The organism is Coprobacillus cateniformis (assembly GCF_009767585.1).
Taxonomy (GTDB): Bacteria; Bacillota_I; Bacilli_A; order Erysipelotrichales; family Coprobacillaceae; genus Coprobacillus; species Coprobacillus cateniformis.
Genome location: NZ_WSNW01000001.1, coordinates 2,812,507 through 2,831,829, shown reverse-complemented (window position 1 = coordinate 2,831,829; position 19,323 = coordinate 2,812,507). Strand labels below are relative to the sequence as shown.

Sequence of the window (19,323 nt, the reverse complement as noted above, 5' to 3'; positions counted from 1 at the left end):
TAAAAGGAGGGACTCACATGAAAAATACAATTTATGATTATGTTGATTTACGAGGTGATTTATCTCCTATTGACTTTCCATATAATGAAATAGACTTCTTGATTTTTAGTGAACTTTCTTATATTAACTTAGATGAAATTATTCAATTAGATTATGACCATATCATAACAATTCATGATGCATTTCTTGCATACAATGATTTTTATAAGAATACCAATATGCCACTAAATCCAACAATTAGAGAATCTTACACATTATTTGAAAAAATGGCTAAATCTTATCGTTATCAGAATATTCAAATGATAAGCTTTGTGAATGATATAGATAAAGAACTTATCAAACAATTCTCTGCAATGACATTGATATTAGAAAATCAGGATATGGTTGTTGTTTATCGTGGAACTGATGATTCTCTTGTAGGTTGGCATGAAGATTTTTTAATGTTATGTGAGAATGTAGTACCTGCACAATTATCATCTGTTGAATATTTAAAATATATCTCTGATTTTTCTTATTCTTATTCTTTGCTTGATTCACTCAAAAATAAATATTTGGCCCCATCCTTTTTTCAACGACTTAAGAAACACTTTCAATACAAAAAGCAAAGACCTATTTATTTAACTGGTCATTCTAAAGGTGGTAATCTCGCTATGTATGCCGGCTGCTTTATAGATTCAGAAATTCAAAAACGTATTATTCAAATCTATAATTATGATGGACCTGGTTTTCAAGATGAGATCATGTTATCTTCTGAATATAAGAATATGTTACCTATTATTCAGAGTTATATACCTCACTATTCTTTTTTTGGCATTGTGTTAGGTCATGAAGAGAATTATCATGTTGTTCATAGTCACTATACAGGTATGCTACAACATAATGGTTTTTCATGGGAAGTCGGACCTTATCATTTTGTTGAAGATGAATTGTCTTGTGAAAGTGTAAATTTCGCTATTAAAGTGTTACTTTTCTTAGAAAAGTTAAGTAATGAAGATAAACATCTTTTTGTTGATTCTATGTTTAAGTTATTTGACACATTAAATCTCTATACTTTTTCTGATTTATCACATATTTCTTATAAACATATTTTAGGTGCAATTAAAGAATTAACTTTATTAGATTCTAAAGTGAGAAAAATGCTTATTGAAGTCTTACATATGTTATGGCTCGAAGCAAAAAAGACAAAACCTGAATAGATAAACCATACAAGATTAACCTTTTTTCATATTTTATAATGAAAGGAGGTTTTTAAATGAAATCATATTCAAAAAATAGTTGTATTGTCATTATTATAGCACTCATATTAGCATTTGTTGCTTTTTTAACCCTTACCAATCTTGGCGAGTTATTTTATGAAGAATTCTTTCCTATTATTGTTATAGCAGTTGGTTTAATAGGGCTAATTAGTATATTTATAGGTTTTGCTATATTAGGTCAAAATGGAATTTATGATGCTTATAACGACTGTAGTCAGCTGGCTACAATTGGTGCAGCACTGCTAACAATCTTGGGATTTTTTCTTACCATTGTGAGTGGAGCATTAGGTATTATTTACTTTATTCTAGTTGCCGCAGCTATTTTTAGTTTAACTCTTATGGTTGGTGGCATATGGTGTTATCTGAATACTTTGCATCACCATAACAACAATTGCTGTTATCGTAACAACATGTAAAAGTTTTTGAAATTTATAGTTTATTTTATAATAATAGTTCCATTATCTAAAAAAAGATAATGGAACTATTTCATATATGATATATGACTTATTTTTTGGGTCTATGATTCTCTTCATCACTTAAAAAGTATAGTAATCACTTGGATCTCTATGACTCTCCCCATATCTCATAATATTTTGTTTTGGAGTCAAGGCTCTAACTTGCCACTTTGTTTTCTAGAATATGTTCTCACCTATTATCTAATTATATTATTTGATGATATTCTCCATTATCTTAAATAGTATTTTATTGGATATAGTGTTAGACCTTTGTAATGAATCAATAATATTGGCCTCTATTCCAAAATCACAATTGAATTCCTTTTCAAAATCAACACTTTGACCATTGGAAGTCGTAGCAGTTGCATTTGCTGCAATAGTAATGAGACGCTTCAATTTTGATTCCTTCTTTTCCTATATCACCATCTTTCATATGAATAGTCAGATATTATAATAAAAGGAACTCTCGTTTGTAGTCATAGATTTATTTTCAGTAATAGGATGATTAATAGATAAGAGAAGAAGGGATTCTATAAAGCAACAAAAAATACAACATACGATAATGTAATTATTTTACCAAACATTGAAAAAAGATCTTATCAATGTTACACATTATATACATCGAAAACAAGCTTAACAAGAAATATATTATAATCCCCAAAGAATGTACATTGCTTTAAACATTCAAATACCTTTACAATTTGAAAGAATTTGTAGTTCTACAAAGTAGCTTCACTTTATGTTTGTTTTTAAAGCAAATTCACAATTATATTTACACAATATTGTGTATGTATAATTGAAAATTCATCTCCTGATTCATCATGCTTCATAATCACTTGTGTATCTTTAAGGCGTATAAAAGTTTCTTCAATAAGAAGATTATAAGCCAAAACAGACACTACACCCATAAAGCAAACACTAAAAAAAACTGTACATCTGATTAAATTTTTCTTATTTATATATTTCCTCCCAAATTCTTGACTTTAGCCACAAAATATTTAGATTATTTCTGAATAATAAAAGTTAACTATGAGATAAATTTAATATTTCAAACAATAGCTTATTATCTATTTATTGTTAAATCATTCCATACATATATAAATTATAGCTTTAAAAAAAATAAAAAGTTACTCCAATATATTGCTCGACAAAATTTAACATTTAGAAATATAATAAATCTGTTTATAGAATAGTTAAAACAATCATCATTAACACCACTAAAATTCTATTTTGTCAAAATAAAAAGCTCTAAAGAAATATCTTTAAAGCTCATTTATATCTTGGTGCCATGATGGCTAATTAACTCGAACTGAACAGATTAAATATATAATAATTATGGTAATACACGTTGAAAGACTTTGGCAATTATCATTATTTAATTTGTTTTAACTACATATACAGTATACAAAATATTTCAATATTTGTCTAGTCGAGTTTGACTTTATTTTAAAGTTATTTTTGAATATATTCTATTTTAACAACTATCTTTGCATGAACATCTACAATGATTCTAGCAATATGATTATTAACAAAACTACATCTCTCTAAGTCTGTCATTTGTTCCCATCTTATAAAGTCTATAAGTTTATCAGTGCTGATTTTGGCCATTTGTTCTTTCTTATCATACTCTAATCTATAAAGTGATGTTAAATAAACATTTAGATCCATTTTATTATTTATATACTTATTATGTATATCTTGAATTTTTCTATTGATGCTATGATACTTCCTAAGTGCCTTATTTGTATTATTCTTTATCTCTTTAAGGCTAACCTCTGAAGATATAGCATATAAACTTTGTTCAATAATATAATCCTGGTTAATTCTCATTTTGCACTTTGGGCATACATAATAAAAATATTGCTTATTTCCTTTTTTTGTACTACTCAAATCAAGTATTTCACCACATACACATTTGATTTTATTTCTAAAATAGTATCTACTATCATAATTATCTGCCCTATGCCTTTTTGAAATCATTTTTTGTATTTCTTCAGCATCTTCTTCATTATAAATTTTAGGACATATATTTGTATAAGTTTTTCCTTTGTAATGGAACAAACCATAATACCATTCTCTCTTTAGCATTTTTCTTATTTGTAATGATGACATCGTAATATCATATTCTTTTAATAAATACCTTTCAACTTCTTTTATTGTCATTCCACTTTTTATTTGAACTACAATGTCATACAATATTTTCTTTTCTTCTTCATTTACACTTAATATGAGATCTTCATTTTTATTATAACCAAATGGTTTAGAAGCATATGGCCACTTTCCTTGTCGGACCATTTCTTCTAAACCATCATTAGTTCTTTCTATAATTGTCTCACGTTCCCACTGTGCAATAATTGCTAATATTCCAACAAACAAACGTCCATTAGCTGAATTGATATCTATGTTATCCATAACTGCAACTAAATTACATTTATGATCAATCAGCATTTCAATCATATTATATATATCAATAACTGACCTACTTAATCGATCTAATTTATAAATATATATTGCGTCTACTTTATCTTCTTTAACATCTTTAATTAATCTCTTTACTTCAGGTCGATTAAGATTTTTAGCACTTATTCCCTCATCAATATAATAATTAACTTCCTCAACCTCGACATCAAACAATGATAGATAAGCATCTATTTTACTTTTTTGAGCATCTATCCCATATCCATACAATGCTTGCTCTCGACTTGATACTCTACAATAAACTGCTATTCTTAATTTTTTACTACAATCATCTAATCCTATATTGTTACTTATTTTCCTCATTTTTCCTCCTACCGATAATTGCCTCTAACATTATAGAAAAATATTAGAATGTCTGTGGGAGTTATTTCAGAAAATAAAAAAATGCCTCAAGTATACACTTGAGACACCTTTCATCTTTCAACAAACATATAATATCATAACTTCATTAATAAAGCAAGTTTTAACAAGACAATAACCTCTGCAATGTTATTTCATAATAATCTGAATTTTTTTCAATACCAATATAGTTACGTTCCAATTCTTTTGATGCAACTGCAGTAGTACCAGATCCAAGAAAACAATCAAATACCACATCACCAGGTGCACTTGAATTTTGGATCAGGGTTTTAATGATATCTATTGGTTTAATAGTAGGATGCCCATACAATTTCTTATCTTTCACATTTGTGGGAGTGATCCAGTACGTTTTACCAGTCTGATATGTTGTATGAAGTGAAATACCCTTTCTAAAATATAAGCAGTATTCTTTATCATTCATATAATTCCTACCACAAGTAGGTATTGGGTTAGTTTTAATCCATGTAAGTATTTCAAAAGAACATTTATGAATACCTACAAAGTAGTTTAAGTATGGTAAAATTTGTTTCTTATTACACCATATGTATATATTTGGTTTTTTCATAATTCTCATGAATTCATCAAGAATATCTAACTTGATACCATTTGCAACATCCGAATCTTGTAATTCATTAGTTAATTTTAACATCTGTTTTGAAATTCTGCCATTACCACTACTACCTTTACTAATTAAATATGGTGGATCAGTAACAATAAGATCTATTGATTTAGAATCTATTTTTTTAATAACTTCATAGGCATCACCTAAGATTATTGAATTTAATTTAACTTCTTTAATCACCCTCTTATATTTTTTATTTTGAATAGCTATCTGTAAGATATTATATCAAAGATAAATTTAAATATAAGACTTGATTTTAAGAAAAGTAATGAAATTTCATTTTTAATCCATACTAAATTACTCTCTCCATTTCTTTTAATAACAGTCATATTATGTAAAGATTTATAGATAATGTACCAGTAACTGGTACATTATCTAATTCTTTTCTTCATGTTTTTTTCAATATTTTCAATATTTACATTCAACTCTAATAATTCTATTTCAGCTTTAATCAGATTTAATGCTTTAGTTTTTTCATCTATATAATCCAATTCTTTATCAGTTTTCATCTTGTCTTTAAACTTCAACAATACATTTTCAGCTATTTCTTCTCTGTATGTTTTCTCATTTTCATTTGTATTGTATTTTCTAATAAATATTGCTTGCATAACACTTAAAATTGATGCAACAATCAACATACCAACTATACACCATTTTAATATATTAAACGCAGATGTCCAACTCATCTCATATTGTTTAAGCCACGACATATCTACCCCATGATTACATATATATATCATAAAAAATAATACAAAGTATGTTGTCATACTTTCTGCAAAATATTTAAATTCTCCATATGTAATATACCATGTTCTATTTTCCAAAAATTTAATCTTATCAATTATCATTGCTATCCCATATATTCCCCAAAACATTAACATCAGCAAAATTACTATTGATGCAAATATATCTAACGCTTTAAAGCTAAAAATAGAATTGATATTAGTTTTCACATTTTCAGAAAATAAATCAATTATTTTATTATGAGTAATTAATTGATAAATATCAATTAACAAAAAAATAAAAATTAATTTATCAGCACTTCCTAATCCATTTCCTCCAGGAAGAATTGACAACAATGTATTTATAGGTTCTTTTGTTATTTTGGGTATTTTCACTTATTCTTACCTCCAACAGTTTCTAAAGGTATTTTATCATATTATATTAGTATTATCTATATATCATTATAAGTATTAATTAGTATTATTAAGTTATTTAAGTAGTATTAAGTATTGGTATATATTTTATATGGTTAGCGTTTTTATTTAGTCCATATGGTGGGTTATCTCAGTTAATATATAATAAGGATATAAATTATATAGTAGTTTACGGTATTAATTTTTCTTAATCTCTTGGAAAGTATTGATATACATAGATTTTGCTATGGTTTTAAGTATCGTAGTAGTGAGATAGCCAAGCCATAGTCAAACCATATTAAAAACCATACCTTAATTAGCCATATTTCCAAGTAATTTTATTTGTTGATCAGCATTAAAATCATAATAAATATCTTCTAATGGATGAGATATAATATCACTATACCTAGTAATCAAAACATTCATTTCTTTATGATTATCTGAGAGTGTTATTTTCTCTTTTAAAACATTATATTGACTATTGGTTTGTGCAACATATAAAACACGATAACTTATAATTGGTAATCCCCACATTTTTCCATAATCATTGTTTGAAAATGAAAAAAAGTAATTGATCATTTTGCTAGAAATACGCTCCATACTTGCATAGCTTCTTTCAAGTTCTACAAAAACAATAACACATCCTGGAGATCCATTTTTTTGCCTAAACAACAAAGCTGCATCAGGCATGTTACCAACCGATTCCAAATAAGATTCCTTTTCATTTAATATCTGAAAAAGTTCAAAATTACTATTCCCATTTTTATAACCTAATTGAATTGTATCACATACAGTTGTTAATTGGACTTGATGATACATTCTATATGGAGAAGCATTTTTAAGAATACTATTATAATCATGAACGATGACATCTGCTCCATCGAGTAATCTTTGAGCCATTACACCCAAGCCAATAATTTTATATGCTTTCATATTGGTTGATGAATATTCTGGTGGTATAAATGTTTTCTTCTCAAACAAATATCTATGATGAATAAGCTGATTAATTCTATCTGTAACAGTTCTTGGTTTACAATCAGTTTTATAAAATTTGTAGATATAATACATATCCACAAAACCATGTTTATTGATTCTTTGAAATAGTTCCATATCTCTAGAGTCTATCTTAGGATAATTTCTATTACCCATGTAAACCACCAACTATAAAAATAATTGTTAATATAGTTATAAGAGCATATACAAAACTGATCATTGAATTAATCTGATAATACCAACTATGATTATGATATGTTTCTTTAGATTGATTTTCTTGTTGATTATTTCTATCTGATTTTTCATCTCTTATACAGTATTTATATGTAATCCAAGCAAACACAGCTATTATTACCAAAATTAGAAGTCCCTTATTTTTAAAGTTTATAAACATATCCATAACATATGATACTGTATCGCCAATGATTACTAAGTATGTATTCTTTCCACCAGTAAAGCAAAAAGATATATACATTGCAAAATTATAATATCCTACTAATCCTAAAATTGAAAAATATAAAATAAATGGTCTTCTATATTTATAAGGAATAAGATTGATCAACTGATATCTCATTCCTTTTAAGATGTATTTTATTCGTCCCATGTTGTTTCTTCTCCTTTAATTTCTATTTTTGTTTTTTCGCCATCCTGAACGCTTAAAAGAGCATCACCCTCTGTTAAAAGTTCGTTCTCGATTTCTTCAATATGTTTTTTTCTGCCATGTCCTTTAAATACAATTTTTTCTGCTTCAGCTTTTGACATAAAATCTCTAGCCATTAATTCTTTTGCAAATTTTCTATTTTTATCTAAGTTCTTTTGTACTTCAGACGGATTAGTATAATCCACTAATTTCCCATTAGTATAGCGATATGGTGGTTTAGCCTTAATAAGAATACTTCTCTCTTTTCCTTGTTCTTCCATTGATAAATAGCCTACCATTGATGGTAATTGCATAAGATCATTTTTACTGACATCTTGAGATGGTATTCTTCTTTGCAGTTCCATTGCAGCTCTTGCTTTCTGCTTAAATGATATGATCGTATTTATATTACCAATAAGTTGTTCTGAGTAGTCAGGAGAGAATTGCTCAAGTAACTGTGTAATAAGTGTTAATGATAAACCTGACTTTCTTAATTCAGCAACTACTTTTGGAAAAATAGGCATCTGTATCTTGTGACTTTCATCAACAAGCAATAGATGCAACTTTGAAAAGTCAGGTCTTTTCTTGGCTTCTAAATAATATTGTGTAGTTAAATATCCACAGATAACCTTAATATCAAAATCACTCATAGATTTTAAGTTAAGCAATATGATATATCCCTCATCCATCCATTTTCTTATATCCTTTAAAGCATCATATTGGCTTGTCAAAGAAAACATCAATTTCTTTTTCTCTGAATTCTTAAATGATGCTAAACGATTTAATATCGGATCAGCAATCGACTGATTAAATTTAGTGTTCTTTAAAAAGTTAATTTCATCTTCAGCATAGATATTTCTAGAAATCTTATTTAACAGACGATCTCTAAAAGTTGAATCTCCTGAATTAAAGATCTTTTCAATATCAAAAACAGAATGCTCTTCATCGTCTAGCAATAATGATTTAATCGCTGAAGTGAGCATTCTGTCTACCTGGATAGTATTCAGATCTCCGTATAATGATTTAAAGAAATCTAATGTTTCTGTAGAATCAGTTGAAGGATTTAATAACGCCATTGGAAAAATATAATCATCAGCTGAAAGATCTACATATCTAACTTTTTTTAAGAGTTTATTAATATCATATCCATCATCTTTTAATTTTAAAATTTTATCAATAACACCTAAAGCTGATGTTTCAAGAGGATCTATAAATGTAAACCCTATATTATCCTTTCCAGTTACCTGATCATAAAGTATCTGATCTATCCATTCTTCTATTTCAGCAGATTTTCCTGATCCAGTTGTTCCAGTAACCAAAGCATGTTTACGAATATGATCAATATCAATATACGTTTTCCTTTCATTTTGTATAGGGTGATACAATGTTCCAGTATAGATACCAGTTGCAAATTCATTATCTTTAAGTGTAACTTGACCTGGGAGCAAATGATGAATCCTATTTAATGTAAGATCATCTTTTTTATTTAAAGTCGGTATCTGTATAAAATTCATTGCTTCACTGCCAGTAAGTTTAATTGGTCTTATGTCATATTTATATTTTGTCCATAACTGTTCTGATGAAGCAGTCAGTGATGATATACTATCTGAAATATTTTTAACTTTTGTTCTGGAGTATTTTGTATGTCCTGATACATGGATCATAAGTTCAATTAAAACATCTGTAGCCATTCTACTCATAAAAACATTGTTTTTATTGTTCATGGATGCTTTAACGACTTTAAAACTAATATCTATTCGTGTTCTTGGTTGCATCATTCCCAAAATATTCATAAAAATAGAATCATTACAATATGTTGCCAGTCTGGGCTTATCTCCAATTTTATGATCATTATTTAAATAAAGAGTATTAACAGTATCATGTGATTGCAGCTTCTCTTTAGCAACAAATATATCAGCTTGTTCACCCAACAAAACATGAAGAGCATTTATAATAACTTCGTGATTTAAATTATCTTCTATATCAATATAAAAATTAAGTTTATCATCTTCAGTACAATCAATTATATAATGCATTTGAAAATTTTGGATTATACTTTTCCAAGAAAATTTATTCTTAACAGATGCAATTGTCTTAAAGAACATATTCATTTTCTCCTGATTAAATTGATATGACTTTCTTGGTAATATCTGATATAACATTCCTTCTACCTCCTATATTTCTTAATCATAATAGATTTTATCTTTTTCATCTAAACTGCATAGTAATTCTTTTGATAGTTCAGTTTTGTTAGAATTTTTTAAATCTGTTATAGTTTTACAGAAACTTTCTAATGATTCAATATCATTACGAACAACTGTAAAGCATTCTCCATTAGATAATGTAAACTGCCACGTTTTATCATAGAAATATCTTTGTTCAATAAGTTTCATTTCTTTTATTTCAGGATGTGTTAAATAAAACTCATCTATGATTAATTGTTCCTTTTCATTACAAGTATCTTTTTTCTTCTTTCTTTTTCTAAATATGTTATACATAATTATCTCCTTTTATTTTTACTTTTGATATAATAAAAGACTACAAAAAGTAGCCTATAGTATTTAAATATGATATAATTATTGTCGAAGATAGTGATCTGTTGATTATGCGTTCACCGATTCCTCCCTGACTTGACAGTTAGGAGGTGATACTTTTGACTGAATACATTTTGATATTACTTATTCTCAAAGAGATAAAGGAAATCATAATTCAAATAAAAAAGTAGTCATCCTTCCGATAACTGACAATTAGCGAAGGATGACTAAACCAAATCAATAGCATTGCTATCTTCACCTTTTATTATACCGTTTTTTATGCATTTTGCAAGAAGAATATATCTATAATAAAATGTACCAGTCACTGGTACATTTTATTGTCCTCTTACTTTCATAATCAAATGCATGGTGGCTATTTGATCTTTTGAGTTATATGAAAAACCACCCATTTTTCCATTAAGTTGCACTGATAAGGAACCATTAGGAGATATTGATAACCCACTATTATAATCATTCATAAGATTATAGTTATTGAAGGCAAGATATATCTTTTTTGTATTAAATGGCATTCTCTTAAAATCATTGTTCATTTCAGCAAAATCAAATCCATTATACAGATTAATTTTTAACTTACTTATATCTATTGTTCCTATACAGTTATTTTGAAGAGATAATGCATTGATCTTTAGATCTACTTTTCCTGGAATTTGATAAATATCTAAAGATTCTGGAACTGTAACATCCAATAGGATAGAAGTCCATTGTGCATATAAAGTTATATTCTCAGCCCCCATAATTGATGAACTATTGACCAAAACACCTCCATTTATTGCAGTGAACCACCCATTGAATATATATCCTTCTTTTGTGGGGACTGGTAGGGCTCCATAATTTTGACCATATTTAACTGTTTTATCTGAAGATGAAACCAATCCACCATTTGGATTAAAATGTATTGTATAGGTATTTACTTGCCAATTTGCAATATAGTTCTTATTACCTATGCTACCATTTGAAATAGTAACATTTGTTTGAGCAGTGTTGCTATTACTTCCAGTCCATCCTAAAAATGTATGTCCTACTTTTGTAGGATTTTTTAATGTAAATGTAGGACTTGTAATATTATAACTAGATGGATTATTGCTAACTGTTCCACCATCAAGTTCATAAGATATGCTATATGTTGTAGGAGTCCATGTAGCAATTATTGTCTTGTTTGATGTTATATTAGTATATGATTCATTCCATCCTGAGAATGTATATCCTGGCCGAGTTGGTGGTGTTGGTGGAGTCGCACTACTACTATAAGAAACATTTTGTGTTTTTAATATATTGCCCATCCCATCATCAAACTTGACAGTATAGTTATTAATTTTAAATGTAGGCTTAACTGTTAAAGCATTACTGGTCATTCCTACCTCGATTTGATACCAACCATCCTTTGATGATATCGATGATGAACCAACTGTACTTCTTAATGCACCATTAAAATAATAATATGCTCGTTGTGTTTCTGAAATTGTCCATCCAGTAAAAGTATATCCAGTTTTTGACACCTTTGGAAGTCGAACATATGGTGTAGTTGCAGTAACATCAACAGTATTAAATGTAAGTGTTGATGCCGTATTACTACTCCAATTCCCACTAACATTCCCACCTAAACTATACCAATTTTTATTAACCTTTTTATCGGCATCATACCATATAAGTTGTGTTCCAGTTGCTGGAGCAATAGAATTATATACTGTTCCTCTTACATCCTCCTCACAATAATAGCGAACGCTTGGATTTTCAGTTATATTAACACCACTAAGATCTATGTTTAATGATTTTGTTAATGATCCTGATGAATTTGCAAGTATAACTTTAAATCGTTCTTCTAATGTCACTAATGCATATGAGTTTTTAAATGAATGACAAAAAATAAGAACTAAGACAATTGCCACAATACTTATTTTTTTAGATTTCATTATTTAAAACCTACAGTCATTATAATTTCAAATGGTTGATCAGCAACGATTTCAGTGGTAGCATTTGAATGTCCAGTAAAAGAAAGGTTCTCATCACATTCTGGATCTACTTCTATAACTTCTTTATAATCTGTCATCATATCATGATTTCTAAAGACAAGTGAGGCTTTCTTTGAGTTCATAGGTAGCTTTGAGAAGTCTGATATATCTTCAACTTTCGTATAATCATTGATTGCTAAAGCTGAAATGTTTTTAATTTGGATAACTCCAACTTTAGAATTATTTGTGATTTTCATATCATCAATATCTGCTTCATTAGAATTTGCTTTTACATACATAGAAATACTTTCAGGAACAGTATAGTCTAACACCGTTGCTTCAACATATAAATTAACTGGAACACTTTTATCTTGTTCACTTGCTACTGATACTCCTGACAACATTAATACAGATGTTAATAAAATAATATTTTTATTCATTTTTTATTCCACAATCAATTTTATCTCAGCATAATGATATCCCATTAACTTTTGCTTTAAATCATAGGACTCAATTTTTACTTTAATAAAATAATTTCCTTTCTCTAAATTTTTATTTAATTGATCTGTTTGAATAGTTCTATTGTATTCAACTAGTTGACTATCATAAACAATATCTTCATTGTATTCAAAAATATATCTTAAATATCTGTTCTTATTCAGATTTTTGATACCCATATTTAGCATATTTTTACCATCACATGATATTGCTGATGAAATAATTATCCTCATGTCTGTTGAACTTCTTTTTTGAATAATCTCCGTTGTTTGATCTTTTCCAGTATTATTAATTTTAAGATTTTTTCTTTCATCTATAGATGAAAAAAGTGCTATCACAGTAGTAATGCTTAATAACATAATGATAATAATTATAAGAATGGGAAACCGTCTTTTTAGGACAATGTATTCATTATTATTTACTGGTATATATCCTTTTTTGTAGCCTAATACAACTTTATGATATTTATAAAAGATATCATCACAGACAATGATATCTTTTTCTTTATCTTTTGTTTTCTTTAAAGTTGTTTGTCCTATCACTTGATGATTCTTATCAGGTCTTTTTATATAAGGTATCCCTTGAAAATATTTTATATCTGTTTGATCTTTTTGATAATCAATATATTTTATCAACTTTTTCTCTCCTATCTTTTTTAAATATTTTATTCTAAATAAATAAAGCCGGCAATTTTTCTTCCTCTAGTTATCAGGTTTTTTCTATACTGATTAAAATTATGTGTTGATACTCTTATATGTTTCAATGCCTCTTCATCACTTGCATAGATACCAACCCCATCAGGTGGCATATAACCAGTCCAGTTAACATTTCCTTCAGAAACCGTAATATTTTCTCCATCCCATGCCTCTATAAATGCAACATGTCCAAACGTTGTACCAGTGATAACCATAACACTATTTCTAGAGGGTGTAGAGCCCACTTTAAACCCCATATTTTTAGCTAAATCATACCAATGTTTGGCATCCCTAGTAGGCAATTCAACCCCAAACAACTGATTTGATCGTGACCAGGCAAACCAGGTACACTGACCATTAAACTTGGGCCACAAGGGGTTATTGTGCTTGTATGAGGGGTGATTTATATCAATGTTGGTTGTATCATTTGTACCAGTTATATCGCTACCTGAAGGTGTGTCTCTCGTTTTGTTATTAACAAAAGCCATTGGAAAAAGAAGAATAACAAGAAGAGAAAAAATGAAAGGAAGAATAAATAATTTCTTTATAATCTTCAATTTATTTTTTCCTCTAATCCAATAGTGATTCCATAAAATCATCCATATCTTTTACTTTTTCCTCTTCTACTTCTTTCTCTTTAATTACCTCCATATCTTCAAACTCATCTTCGACCTGATCTTCTTTAGTGATTTTCAAATCATCTAAAATATCTTTTTCTTGAGAACCAGTATCTTTAAGTTCATCATCCTGAGTATTCAGTGAACCACGTTCCTGATCATGAGGTTGAAGTTTTTCTTTTTGATCAGAATTATGATCCTCATTCAGAAGTGAATCTTCCTCAGAAAGATCACTCTCTTCTAACTCAATACGATCATCATTTTTTGCTTTCTCTAAGGAATCATCAACAACTATATCCTCATCTATTTGATGCTTCTCATCAAATTCAACTTCATCTTCTAATTCATTTTCTCCAAATTCAATATCATCATTTTTAAAATCAATAGCACTCTCTTGATCATCTGATTCAATATCTATATTATCATCCACTTCTGCTAGAGATTGAACAGTCTCTTCTGATTCATGAGTAGTGTCTTCTAATTCTTGATCAATATCTTCTTGAATCTCTTTTTCTGTGGAATCAGGATCTAGAGGTTCTTCATTTTCAGTAGAATTTAGATTGTTGTCTTTAGATTCTGCACCATCATTTTTTAATGGTTTTTCTAAAGCGTCATTATCGTTATTCGTTGGATCAATATCATTGTCATTTTCACTTTCTGAAAGATCATCATTATCTTTCGCCATTTTTGATAATGCTTTTTGTACCGATCCATTGTTTGAAGTATCATCAGATGGATCCGGATCCGTATCATCATGATTTTTAAATTGACTCCACATATCACCTGGTGTGATATTTCCACCAATAATTCCTTTGGCAAGATTAATAACTCCATCATTACCATCAATATCAAAAGTTGACATAATCTTTTGCCAAATTTGTGGTGCATGTGTTACAAGAAAATATATTGCCAAGCACAATATGACATCAAACGGAAGGATAAGTAGAAGTGATGCTTTTTGAGCTGATATACCATTTATTAATAAAACAATAAATGATAAAAACATGTTAAAGACAAGATTGGATAATATAAAAGCTATCATCCACTGCATTCTTCCCATAAACCAATTAAACCCTAATTTTCTATCTTTTTTAAAGAGCATAAAAACCAGTGCATAAACAGACGTTACTATTGTAATTTCTTTTAAAAAGCCTATGGCCAATAACAAAAGTGAAGATGCACCAATCAAAAATCCCATTAAAATTCTATGAATAAGAAAAATGACTGATATTCCTAATATTGCAAGAACTCGACCACTGCTATAGCCAATTTGATCATTACCTAAAATCTTACGCTCTTGATAAGAACGTCTTTGGCTTGGTTCATTGAGTAATTTTTCAACACGCTCTTTCCCAGTGACAGTTCTCTTTGTTCCATCACTTATTGGAACATTTTCAATATCACCAACTTGTTCTGCAGTTGTGACTCCGAAATGTCGAAGTACAAATCCTTGCTTTTGCATAATATCAAAAATTTGGCTTTTCACATTTATTTCAAGAGGCAAATCACTGTCATACTGATCCTCAAGTAAATTAAAATTCTGAACAACTGATTCAGTGGCCATAACTTCCACCTGAGAAATAATGCCTCTTCCATATTGAGCAATAAACACGATCACCATACATGATACAACAACTTGTGCAGTTATCGTTATAAGTGTACTGATAGTAAAATGCTTGTTCCATTGTGACATGAGTTTCATGGCAACTGATAAGGCTCCAAACATAAACAGTATCTTCATAAACCAGGAGTTGGGATTGCCCCAATTAAATATAGCTTTATCGAATATATCAAAAACCCCCTGAATGATTGTTTTCCAGAAACTACCTGAAGCAACATTATAAAGTATAAGAACAATCAAACTTATAGCTTGGCCAATCATTTCAATAAGGCTTATAACAATATTAACAATATGCATAATAATTGTATCAGGGTCTAATAAACTCAAATTATATGATAAAGCAGTCACACTTGAATTTGAAAAATTCTTAACATAATCTTGCTTTAACTCTTTTTCTGATATCTTACTATCAATTGACATGATAGCTCCAGTATAAAAAGGAGCAGTTGACAAATTAGCTGCTCTATCCTTGACACACTGATCACGCAATTCCTGAGTCGCATATGAATCACATCCAGTAGTATCTTCTTTATTCTCATCAGTTTCCTCTTTTTCAGTGTTATTATTCTCTTCAGTATTAGGTGGTTTCTGGTGTTCAGCATACGTTGGAACAATAGCAACTTTAAAAGAAAATATTAAAGCACATACAACCAAAAATGGTAACAATAAATTCTTTAGTTTATTCATATTGTCTACCTCCTATACTTACTGTTTCATCATCTTTTAAGGTTCTAAATATCTCACTGAAACATCTAGGAATAATAAGCTTTGTCAGACATTTTCTATTATTGTAATCTTGCATTAGGAAAACATATTTTTTATTTTCATCAGCTCCTTCAGCAGTTGTTCTATCTATTAAAGCACTGCGTACCGTTTGATGATTATTCAATTTCATTTCATCAAGTACAAATTCAATCTCTTCAGATGATTTTAACGATCCAACAAATATTTCTCCAGTATTATTCAACAATGAAGATGAAATATCAGATAGAGATTGTGTTATGATCAACAAATGAGTTTGCCACGACCTCACTTGTCGTGCACAGTTATCAATAATTACTTCTCCACCTGGTGTATCTTTGATTCGTTTGTATTCATCTACAATTAAGATATTTTCTTCATTACCGAACTGTTTCATAAAGTTAGTAATGATATTTTGTACTCTTGAAAAGGCAAGTGCAAAGATGGCATTATCCAATCTATTTGGATCATCCCTTGAATCCATATTTTGATCACGAGGAACTGGAGTTTTGATAAATGTAATAAGATTATACTGTTTATTAAGGTTAAAAGAAGAATCATATTTCGTATCTTCAGTAGCATAAAATAATCTGCCAATTTTTGTTCTTCTTAATGTAATAATTTGTCTTGCGATATATTCGTCATATTTTTCAAGTTTCTCAATAAAAGAAGTAAATGTTGCTCTTGGTATTATTTTATTTTTGACATCCTTAATCATTTCTGTATGAGCTTGAACAATTGCATTATAATCAACAGATATTCTTAGTCCTAGTGCTCTTACCATTGCATCTACATCCTTATAAACTTGTTCTAATGCATCATCATATTGACTATTTATAAGATAGGCATCAAACATTCCATCCTGACAATCATCAGATCCTATTTTCAAGTGTGATGCTCTATCTCCTAATAGCTTTATCTTTTTCTCACGATCTCCTTTTGGATCAATTGTCAATACTCTCATGCCCTTAAAGATCATATTTTGAAATGCTCTATGGTCTGCGAGTTGTGTCTTTCCACCACCAGTCTCACCTGCATAAACAGACACACTCGATGATGTTTTAGTTTGTCCTAACAATGGTTTTGAAATGTTGTAGAAAATAGGAATTTTACCAGGTACTGTATATGACTCAATCATTCCTTCTTCTTCATCACCAATATATAATCCACCTAAATAATTATAATTCACAAAATAGCTAATATCAGTTAATTGTACATACTTTCTGAATATGCTTCGATATGGAAAAAGATTATTTGCCAATGAGAGTTGTTCGCCAAGTTCCTGAGACAATCTAATGTTTACACCACTAAACTTCTCCATTAAAGCATCAGCACGTTTTTCAAGCATCTGAACACTATTTGAACGTATACGTAAAAACATTTGCCATTTTACTTTTACACGTTCAATTGATTCGTCTGCCTCCATACCAGAAGTTGCAACAATCTGAGCCTTAATGGCTTCCTTATCCTTGCGATCAGTTAAACTGATATAACGCTTATGAGCCTTTTTGATGCTCTCTTTCTTACCGGCCATGTCTCTCTTAAAATCCTTGGTATGTTCAAGATCAAATTTAATAAAGACATCAGTAGGATAGGATTCAAGTTGCAATGAATTAATAACATCATTTGCTCTTGTGATATCTTCAAGACGACTTCTTTCGAATTTACTTGCTACTAATGTTTTTGTATAGAGTTCATCAAATTCAGCTTTGTTGGATTGTTTATAGTGATATGTTAATGACATTGGACTTTCTTCCACACAATAATCAATTATCTTTTTTTCAATTGGTATAGCAATATAATTATGTAGTATTAAAGCCAGATCCTCACTGACTTTTTGTGCGTGAACACTGCGTGATAATTTTTTAAAGATTTCTTTTTCAGCAGTTTGATATAGTTCAAGTTCTGATTGCGTTAATGGTTTATTACTTTCACCAAACAATTTGATATTTTTTCTTTTTTTAAGATCTTCACGTCCATCACAAAAAACCAGGTAAATATCATATCTGTATTTTATGGCCTTTGATAATATTTCTTTTAATGATAAAATATAATCTTTTGCAAGATCCAGGAATTCAGGCTTGCCATACTTTTTAAAATTATCAGCATATGACTGATAAATCTTTTTATTATCAATCGCCTTTGGTCTAATGATAATACTACCTGGCATATTGACATCTGTAATAATGTTTGTCATTGCTTCTAACAATGTTGTCTGCTGAGTTTCTGGAGCAAACAGTGAATTGATAGGTGTAATTTTATAATAGTAATTTGCAACTTCTTTATGATAAATCAAATTGTCATAGACATATATCTTACCTACATGCATTGATATAAATCACTCCTTCCTTTTTGGGAGTCAAAAAATGTTTGACTCCATTATGATCATATACAAATCGATATTTCTTAATACTTGTAAAATACAATTCCTGAAGTCTATTCTTACCAGTTTCCTGGTTAATTTCATTAATGTATGTGATACTTCCCAATATTCCAATAATTGCTATTGCTAAAGCTATATAGAACCCTATTTCTCCCATTAGGAAAGAAAGAGGTAATCCTATAACAATAACGACTGTTGCAATACCAAGCACTGCCGAAAAAAAAGTCAGCCATCCATCAATTTCAATTCCAATATAAGGAATGACTAACTTCTGTTTATAATCTTCGGCAATAGAATAATTATATCCTTTCATTTACAATACAC

At 29.0% G+C, this 19,323-nt stretch carries 18 protein-coding genes; 2 read left to right on the top strand and 16 right to left on the bottom strand.

The window, feature by feature from the left end; genetic code table 11:
* Nucleotides 1-17: 17 nt before the first annotated feature.
* Both GQF29_RS13920 and GQF29_RS13915 read left to right on the top strand, forming a co-directional pair.
* The gene (locus tag GQF29_RS13920; protein WP_008788000.1) at nt 18-1,196 is read left to right on the top strand and encodes an Mbeg1-like protein; all 1,179 of its coding nucleotides are present in this window, start codon (nt 18-20) and stop codon (nt 1,194-1,196) included.
* Between the two features lie 56 nt (nt 1,197-1,252).
* A complete protein-coding gene (locus GQF29_RS13915) occupies nt 1,253-1,672 on the top strand; it encodes a hypothetical protein (RefSeq protein WP_008787999.1) in 420 nt (139 codons plus the stop codon).
* Nucleotides 1,673-1,921: 249 nt separating this feature from the next.
* Here the strand turns inward: GQF29_RS13915 and GQF29_RS13910 are convergent, their stop codons facing one another.
* From GQF29_RS13910 to GQF29_RS13840, 16 genes are all read right to left on the bottom strand, one after another.
* A complete protein-coding gene (locus GQF29_RS13910) occupies nt 1,922-2,107 on the bottom strand; it encodes a hypothetical protein (RefSeq protein ID WP_008787998.1) in 186 nt (61 codons plus the stop codon).
* A 353-nt stretch (nt 2,108-2,460) separates the two neighbouring features.
* Nucleotides 2,461-2,619: a hypothetical protein gene (locus GQF29_RS18410; protein ID WP_008787997.1), complete on the bottom strand. Its 159-nt coding sequence runs from the start codon at nt 2,617-2,619 to the stop codon at nt 2,461-2,463.
* Nucleotides 2,620-3,163: 544 nt separating this feature from the next.
* Nucleotides 3,164-4,492 (bottom strand): recombinase family protein, encoded by a 1,329-nt coding sequence (locus GQF29_RS13905; protein WP_160340831.1) that lies wholly within the window; start codon nt 4,490-4,492, stop codon nt 3,164-3,166.
* A 160-nt stretch (nt 4,493-4,652) separates the two neighbouring features.
* Entirely contained in the window at nt 4,653-5,351 is a 699-nt protein-coding gene (locus GQF29_RS13900) for a DNA-methyltransferase (protein WP_054688336.1), read from the bottom strand.
* Nucleotides 5,352-5,542: 191 nt separating this feature from the next.
* Nucleotides 5,543-6,289, bottom strand: a complete 747-nt coding sequence (locus tag GQF29_RS13895) for a hypothetical protein (protein ID WP_160340830.1) — start codon at nt 6,287-6,289, stop codon at nt 5,543-5,545.
* Between the two features lie 330 nt (nt 6,290-6,619).
* The gene (locus tag GQF29_RS13890; protein WP_008787992.1) at nt 6,620-7,456 is read right to left on the bottom strand and encodes a hypothetical protein; all 837 of its coding nucleotides are present in this window, start codon (nt 7,454-7,456) and stop codon (nt 6,620-6,622) included.
* On the bottom strand, nt 7,449-7,904 hold the full coding sequence (locus tag GQF29_RS13885) for a hypothetical protein (RefSeq protein WP_054325807.1): 456 nt from the start codon (nt 7,902-7,904) through the stop codon (nt 7,449-7,451). Before GQF29_RS13885 ends, GQF29_RS13890 begins: the two co-directional genes overlap by 8 nt.
* Nucleotides 7,892-10,102 carry a TraM recognition domain-containing protein gene (locus GQF29_RS13880; RefSeq protein ID WP_054688342.1) on the bottom strand — a complete coding sequence of 737 codons (2,211 nt, stop codon included), beginning with the start codon at nt 10,100-10,102 and terminating at the stop codon, nt 7,892-7,894. The genes GQF29_RS13885 and GQF29_RS13880 overlap by 13 nt, the downstream gene beginning before the upstream one ends.
* 21 nt (nt 10,103-10,123) lie before the next feature.
* On the bottom strand, nt 10,124-10,438 hold the full coding sequence (locus GQF29_RS13875; RefSeq protein WP_054688344.1) for a hypothetical protein: 315 nt from the start codon (nt 10,436-10,438) through the stop codon (nt 10,124-10,126).
* Nucleotides 10,439-10,809: 371 nt separating this feature from the next.
* On the bottom strand, nt 10,810-12,405 hold the full coding sequence (locus GQF29_RS13870; RefSeq protein ID WP_160340829.1) for an InlB B-repeat-containing protein: 1,596 nt from the start codon (nt 12,403-12,405) through the stop codon (nt 10,810-10,812).
* The gene (locus tag GQF29_RS13865; protein WP_054688346.1) at nt 12,405-12,884 is read right to left on the bottom strand and encodes a hypothetical protein; all 480 of its coding nucleotides are present in this window, start codon (nt 12,882-12,884) and stop codon (nt 12,405-12,407) included. Before GQF29_RS13865 ends, GQF29_RS13870 begins: the two co-directional genes overlap by 1 nt.
* A 3-nt stretch (nt 12,885-12,887) precedes the next feature.
* Entirely contained in the window at nt 12,888-13,577 is a 690-nt protein-coding gene (locus GQF29_RS13860) for a hypothetical protein (RefSeq protein WP_202086379.1), read from the bottom strand.
* Nucleotides 13,578-13,606: 29 nt separating this feature from the next.
* A complete protein-coding gene (locus GQF29_RS13855) occupies nt 13,607-14,194 on the bottom strand; it encodes a CHAP domain-containing protein (RefSeq protein ID WP_236916442.1) in 588 nt (195 codons plus the stop codon).
* 13 nt (nt 14,195-14,207) lie between these two features.
* On the bottom strand, nt 14,208-16,562 hold the full coding sequence (locus GQF29_RS13850; RefSeq protein WP_160340828.1) for a hypothetical protein: 2,355 nt from the start codon (nt 16,560-16,562) through the stop codon (nt 14,208-14,210).
* Nucleotides 16,555-18,945, bottom strand: a complete 2,391-nt coding sequence (locus GQF29_RS13845; RefSeq protein WP_054688348.1) for an ATP-binding protein — start codon at nt 18,943-18,945, stop codon at nt 16,555-16,557. The genes GQF29_RS13850 and GQF29_RS13845 overlap by 8 nt, the downstream gene beginning before the upstream one ends.
* Entirely contained in the window at nt 18,932-19,312 is a 381-nt protein-coding gene (locus tag GQF29_RS13840; protein ID WP_054688351.1) for a hypothetical protein, read from the bottom strand. Before GQF29_RS13840 ends, GQF29_RS13845 begins: the two co-directional genes overlap by 14 nt.
* Between the last annotated feature and the right edge of the window lie 11 nt (nt 19,313-19,323).

Coding starts and splice junctions, on each gene's coding strand:
- GQF29_RS13920 (WP_008788000.1), top strand. CDS start 18: ATGAAAAATACAATTTATGATTATGTTGATTTACGAGGTGATTTATCT.
- GQF29_RS13915 (WP_008787999.1), top strand. CDS start 1,253: ATGAAATCATATTCAAAAAATAGTTGTATTGTCATTATTATAGCACTC.
- GQF29_RS18410 (WP_008787997.1), bottom strand. CDS start 2,619: ATGGGTGTAGTGTCTGTTTTGGCTTATAATCTTCTTATTGAAGAAACT.
- GQF29_RS13905 (WP_160340831.1), bottom strand. CDS start 4,492: ATGAGGAAAATAAGTAACAATATAGGATTAGATGATTGTAGTAAAAAA.
- GQF29_RS13890 (WP_008787992.1), bottom strand. CDS start 7,456: ATGGGTAATAGAAATTATCCTAAGATAGACTCTAGAGATATGGAACTA.
- GQF29_RS13885 (WP_054325807.1), bottom strand. CDS start 7,904: ATGGGACGAATAAAATACATCTTAAAAGGAATGAGATATCAGTTGATC.
- GQF29_RS13880 (WP_054688342.1), bottom strand. CDS start 10,102: ATGTTATATCAGATATTACCAAGAAAGTCATATCAATTTAATCAGGAG.
- GQF29_RS13875 (WP_054688344.1), bottom strand. CDS start 10,438: ATGTATAACATATTTAGAAAAAGAAAGAAGAAAAAAGATACTTGTAAT.
- GQF29_RS13870 (WP_160340829.1), bottom strand. CDS start 12,405: ATGAAATCTAAAAAAATAAGTATTGTGGCAATTGTCTTAGTTCTTATT.
- GQF29_RS13865 (WP_054688346.1), bottom strand. CDS start 12,884: ATGAATAAAAATATTATTTTATTAACATCTGTATTAATGTTGTCAGGA.
- GQF29_RS13850 (WP_160340828.1), bottom strand. CDS start 16,562: ATGAATAAACTAAAGAATTTATTGTTACCATTTTTGGTTGTATGTGCT.
- GQF29_RS13845 (WP_054688348.1), bottom strand. CDS start 18,945: ATGCATGTAGGTAAGATATATGTCTATGACAATTTGATTTATCATAAA.
- GQF29_RS13840 (WP_054688351.1), bottom strand. CDS start 19,312: ATGAAAGGATATAATTATTCTATTGCCGAAGATTATAAACAGAAGTTA.